This window comes from Pseudonocardia bannensis (assembly GCF_012911875.1).
Lineage (GTDB): Bacteria > Actinomycetota > Actinomycetes > Mycobacteriales > Pseudonocardiaceae > Pseudonocardia > Pseudonocardia bannensis.
Genome location: NZ_JAAXKZ010000210.1, coordinates 1 through 5,081, shown reverse-complemented (window position 1 = coordinate 5,081; position 5,081 = coordinate 1). Strand labels below are relative to the sequence as shown.

Below are 5,081 nucleotides of genomic sequence, written 5' to 3'. Positions count from 1 at the left end.
CGGTTCAAGCAGATGGAGGCGATGGGCGTCGACCACCTCGCCTGCCTGATCGCCTGGGGCCAGCCCATCGAGGCGGTCGTCGCCCAGATGGAACTGATGGCCGAGCAGGTCCTGCCCGCCTTCGCCGAGGGCCCCACGCCCTCCAGGGCCTGACCGCCCCAGCGGCTCGGTGACATGCGGGGGGCTCGGCGACATGCAGGCGGCTGTCGCCGAGCTCCCTGCCCCAGACGTACCCACCTACCAGCGGGACGGTGAACAGGTGAACGACATCGCCATCGAGGGCGGCCTGGTCTGGGCCGCCCCAGGCACACACCACGTGAACGGCCTCGTCGTCATCCAGAACGGGATCATCACGTACGTCGGGCCCGCCGACGACGCCGCGGTGCCCGCCGGGACACGACGTATCGACGCGACCGGCTGCACCGTCCTACCCGGTCTGATCGACGCGCACGTGCACCTGACGACCAACTCCGACCACGACAACGTGGTGTCGAGCGGCGCCTTCCGCGGGCAGGTGACCAAGCCGGCGAAGCTGCTGCACGGGCTGCGCAACGCCCATCGCGCCCTCGCGGCCGGCTTCACCACCTTGCGGGTGATGGGACACCGCGACGTCGGAGAGATCGAGCTGCGCGACTTCGTCGAGCGGGGCCTGACCATCGGCCCGCGGCTGCTGGTCTCCCCGTGGTGGATCACCATGACCAACGGCCACGGCGACCTGTTCTACCCGCCCTACACCCCCCGCCGCCGCTGGGACACCGCCGACGGCGTCGACGAGTGCCGCAAGCTTGTCCGGCTGCAAGCTCGCGAGGGCGCCGACTTCATCAAAGTCATGGCCAGCGGCGGAATGTCACCTGGCGAGCAGCCCCACTGGCCGAACTACACCGTCGCCGAGCTCACCGCGATCGTCGACGAGGCACACGACCTCGACCTACGCGTCGCCGCACACGCACTGTCGATCGACGGGATCCGCCGCAGCCTCGCCGCCGGGGTCGACAGTATCGAGCACGGCTCCTACCTGGACGAGCCCACCGCCAAGGAGATGGCCGAGCGCGGCACCTACCTGGTGCCGACCATGGCCTTCAACGACTGGTGCCAACGCGAAGGAACCCGCCGCGGACTCACCCCCGAGGGCGTGGAGGACCTGCGCGACGCCCACGACCGCACGCTCGAGGCCTTCGCCATCGCCCGCCAGGCCGGAGTCCGGATCGCCATGGGCACCGACTCCTCCGGCACGCTGTGCCCCTTCGGTGCGCACGCCCGGGAGCTGGAGCTCTACGTCGAGCACGGCATGACACCGGAGGAAGCCCTGACCACGGCCACGGCTACCGCGGCCGAGCTGCTCCAGCGCGAACACCAGATCGGCAAGCTCGCGGCCGGCTTCGCCGGGGACGTCGTGGTCGTCACCGGCGATGTGCTGTCCGATATCCGACTGCTCGGTGACCAGAGCAACATCGCGCACGTCCTCACCGCCGGTGTGGACCGCAGCGACTATCTCGCCGCTGCGGCGTCGGTCCTCAGCTGACCGCGGCGCCAGGTCGAGTGGGCCACCACAGGGAAAGCAGGAATGCATGAGTTGGGTTCGTGTTCGGGGCTTCGACTGCTTCGTGGCGGAGTTCGGCAGCGGTGACCGCACTATCGTGTTGATTCACGGGTGGTGCAGCGACTCGACCGACTGGGTCGACCAGATTTCTGCTTTCGCCGGCGACGCGCGTGTTGTGACACTCGACCTGCGGGGGCACGGACATTCCGAACGGACCGCGAGCGGGTACGGGAGCGTGGAGCTCGCCGAGGACGTGATCGCCGTCCTCGACCATCTGGGCCTGAGCGACAGCCATCTGGTCGGGCATTCCCTGGGCGGCATCATCGCCCATCTGGTGGCTGTGCGCCGCCCGGACCTGGTCCGCTCGGTCCTGCTGATCGACCCGGCCTACGGGCAGCCCGAGGAGTGGGAGGGCCAGGTTCGCGCGATCATCGGCGACCCGGCTTCCGCCGACAGCGCAGAACGCGCCGCGGTGGCAGCCGACCTCGAGCCGGAGGTACACAACAGCGTCACCGCCGCCCGCCGGATCCGACGCCGGCTACAGGCGCTCGCACTCGGGCCCGAGGTCGTCTGGCCCACCTTTGCCGGCATGTGGTGCGGCGAGGACGCGCCGGGGCTCCGCCCGCAGACCGAACGCGCGATCCGCGAGCGCCGCCGGCCGACACTGTGCATCTACGCCTACGAGCCGACCTACATCTGGGAGTCGCACCTCGTCGACGAGCTCGGTCTCGATACCCGGGTCGAGCTCTGGACAGGCGTCACCCACTTCCTGCACCAGGACGACCCGGAGCGGTTCAACAAAGTTGCATCAGCCTGGTTCGACGCGAATCGCCTGTAACCCAACAAGTGCTCCGTCAGTACTTCTGGCCACAGAAAGGAAGCGGCAGGATGCCCTACATCGAGGTGAAGGTTTTCGAGGATCGCTTCGAGGACCCGTCATTCTCGCAGCGGATGGTCGAGGCGGTCACACAGGCCATGATCTCCGTGCTCGGCGAGGAGGTCGGCGCGGAGTCGACCGTCATCGTCGAAGGCGTCCCGCGCAACCGCTGGGGCCACGGCGGCAAGCTGATGGGCTGACCCCACAGGCGGCGCGCACTGCTCCCTGATGCGCGCCGTTCAAATCTCACCCGCGTGACTTCGACAACCCGAGCCGAAAGTAGATCAATGCCCTCGAAACTGAGTATCGGTCCGCTGCCTGTTGACGAAGCGGAGTTGAGGCGGGCCTACAGCTGTTTCCCCAGCGGTGTGACCGCTGTCTGTGCGCTGGACGACGAGGAGCCCGTCGGGATCGCGGCGAGCTCGTTCACCTCTGTCTCGATCACTCCACCGCTGGTGTCGGTCTGTGTGGCACACAGCTCGACGACGTGGCCGCGGTTGCGGCAGCTGCCCCGGCTGGGGGTGAGCGTGCTCGCCGACGGCCAGGAGGCGCTGTGCCGCTCACTCGCGGCGAAGGACCGCGACCGGTTCGCCGACGTGCCGTGGGAGCCCAGCGAAGACGGCGCCATCTTCGTCAGGGGCGCTGCAGCATGGCTCGAGTGCTCGGTGCACTCCGAGGTGACCGCGGGCGACCACGACATCGTGCTGCTGCAGATCCACCGTCTGACCGCAGATCCCCGCAACGAGCCGCTGGTCTTCCACAGCAGCCGGTTCCGTCGCCTCATCGCACTCGAATCCTGACCGGGCAGCCATGTCGCGAGCCGGGCAGTCCCCACCCTCTCACCCGTGGGCCAACCGGCACGGTCCCCAGGCCAGACCCGCTTCGCCTCCCGAAGACCGGCGGAGCGTCCTACCGCGGACATAGCGAGACAGTATGGTTCTCCCAGCGTCAACGAGGGCCGGGCAGGTGGAAGGGAATCGTGGAGTGCGAGCGAGACCTCGTTCCGATGCCACCCGCCTCACCCTCCTCAATGCAGCCCTCGATGTTGCTGCCGAGTACGGGGTCAAGGGCGTCACCCACCGACGGGTCGCCAGCGCCGCCGGCCTGTCCCTCGGGCTGACCAGCTACCACTTCGCCAACCTCGACGATCTACTACTCGAGGCGTTCCGGCTCTTCGTCTCGCACACCTCGGCCCTGTACGAGCGTCAGTTCCACGAGGCCACCGACCTCGAGTCCATGATCGAGGCGGCCCTCGCGGTCGTGAACGCGGTCAAGGACAGTGCCCGAGAACGCACCCTGCTCTACGAGCTCTACGCCCAGAGCGTCCGCGACCCCGCCTACCGAGAGCTCGTCATTTCCTGGGCAGCATCAGCACGCGCGGGTGTGGAACGTCTCTACAGCGCACGCACTGCCCGGTTCCTCGAGGCCGCCTGGGAAGGCGCCAACGCGCAGCTGATCCAAGGTCGCGACGATCAGTCCGAGGATGAACTACGCGACCTGTTCCGCCTGATCCTGCTTCAAGACTCGAACGAGCCCACAGGCGGCACGACCGCAGCCACCCCTCGCGGCTGAGAGGCGCCGGCGTGTGGCCAGCCGGCCGAGACTGCGTTCGACTACCCAGCGGCGGGGATGACCGCGAGCCCGCGTTCACCTGCAGATTCGCGCACGACCTCGATCGTGGTGCACAGGAAGGTCCGAGCCCACGCGGGTAGGCGCCCGGCGAAGCCGCCGTCGCGAAGACGAACCGTCCCGGGGTGGTGAGGTAGGTCCACAGCAGGATGGTCTTCGCGCCGGCAGCACCACCAGCACCAGGACCATCAGCACCGTGATCGGCAGGACCGAAGCGCTCCTGGCCGCGACCGGCCGGCAGCTCGCGGGGCCGACCTGACTGTCCTGCGTGCGATCCAGCGCCACTCCCTCAGCTCGCCGACGGCCCGGGGCAGTCGCCGATCGCCTGCACCACTCGGTCGTAGCCGGGCAGGTCGGCCCCGGCTCCCGCCCCGAACCCGGAGACCGAGCAGTACACGAGCCGCGGGTCAAGCAGCGCCGCGTCCGCAGCGGCCAGTCCTCAGCGGTCCGGGCCGCTCCACCTCGACGACGTCCGCGCCGAGGTCGCCGAACAACACGGTGGCGTAGGCCGATGACGCGGCCGAGGTCGGCGACGAGCACGCCGTCGCGCGCCCGAGGGAGGCCTCGGACATGATCTGTCGACTCCGTCGTCGGACCGGGCGGCGCCTCGGGCGCGTGCGGCGCCACCCGATGTCTTACCCCGCGGCCGGGGAGGGCGGCGGCACCAGCACGGGTCCGCTGCCGAGGGCGGGGATCCGGTCACCGCCTACCCGGTCAGCGGGCTGTGCATCTCGCTCGTGCCCTCGTCGGTCAGCAGGGACTGCAGGCCGTTCGCGTGCCGCAGCGTCGTGTGCTCGACGGTGATCCGCTGCTGTCGAGGACCGGTCCCCGCCGTGTCACCGGGCGGTGGTCCGCATCGACAGCGAGCCCTGCACGGAGACGATGTGAGCTTGGCCCCTGACGCCGGACACCTCTCCTGAGGCGGACGCCGTCCGCCGGGAAGGATGTCGTTCGTGCCTGCTCCTCACCCGCCGGAGTTCCGGCAGCGCGCCATCGACCTCGCCCGCTCGAAGGTCAAGCCGGTCGGCGAGGTCG

6 protein-coding genes are annotated in these 5,081 nt (G+C 69.3%); 5 read left to right on the top strand and 1 reads right to left on the bottom strand.

Going from position 1 to position 5,081, the window contains the following annotated elements; all coding sequences use genetic code 11:
• Positions 1-259 precede the first annotated feature (259 nt).
• The 5 genes from HF519_RS29280 to HF519_RS29260 all read left to right on the top strand — a co-directional run bounded on the left by HF519_RS29280 (position 260) and on the right by HF519_RS29260 (position 3,989).
• Positions 260-1,522, top strand: a complete 1,263-nt coding sequence (locus HF519_RS29280) for a metal-dependent hydrolase family protein (protein ID WP_169416207.1) — start codon at positions 260-262, stop codon at positions 1,520-1,522.
• Positions 1,523-1,604: 82 nt separating this feature from the next.
• Entirely contained in the window at positions 1,605-2,378 is a 774-nt protein-coding gene (locus tag HF519_RS29275) for an alpha/beta fold hydrolase (RefSeq protein WP_169416206.1), read from the top strand.
• Positions 2,379-2,428: 50 nt separating this feature from the next.
• The gene (locus HF519_RS29270) at positions 2,429-2,617 is read left to right on the top strand and encodes a tautomerase family protein (RefSeq protein ID WP_169385769.1); all 189 of its coding nucleotides are present in this window, start codon (positions 2,429-2,431) and stop codon (positions 2,615-2,617) included.
• Positions 2,618-2,704: 87 nt separating this feature from the next.
• Positions 2,705-3,217 (top strand): flavin reductase family protein, encoded by a 513-nt coding sequence (locus HF519_RS29265; protein ID WP_169416205.1) that lies wholly within the window; start codon positions 2,705-2,707, stop codon positions 3,215-3,217.
• A gap of 184 nt (positions 3,218-3,401) precedes the next feature.
• Positions 3,402-3,989, top strand: a complete 588-nt coding sequence (locus tag HF519_RS29260) for a TetR/AcrR family transcriptional regulator (RefSeq protein WP_169416204.1) — start codon at positions 3,402-3,404, stop codon at positions 3,987-3,989.
• A gap of 346 nt (positions 3,990-4,335) precedes the next feature.
• On the opposite strand, the gene HF519_RS33630 is transcribed toward HF519_RS29260, so the two are convergent.
• Positions 4,336-4,443: a hypothetical protein gene (locus HF519_RS33630; RefSeq protein WP_410479417.1), complete on the bottom strand. Its 108-nt coding sequence runs from the start codon at positions 4,441-4,443 to the stop codon at positions 4,336-4,338.
• Between the last annotated feature and the right edge of the window lie 638 nt (positions 4,444-5,081).

What these genes read in the sequence shown, in the direction of transcription:
- HF519_RS29270 (WP_169385769.1), top strand. Translation starts at nt 2,429, where the DNA reads ATGCCCTACATCGAGGTGAAGGTTTTCGAGGATCGCTTCGAGGACCCG.
- HF519_RS29265 (WP_169416205.1), top strand. Translation starts at nt 2,705, where the DNA reads ATGCCCTCGAAACTGAGTATCGGTCCGCTGCCTGTTGACGAAGCGGAG.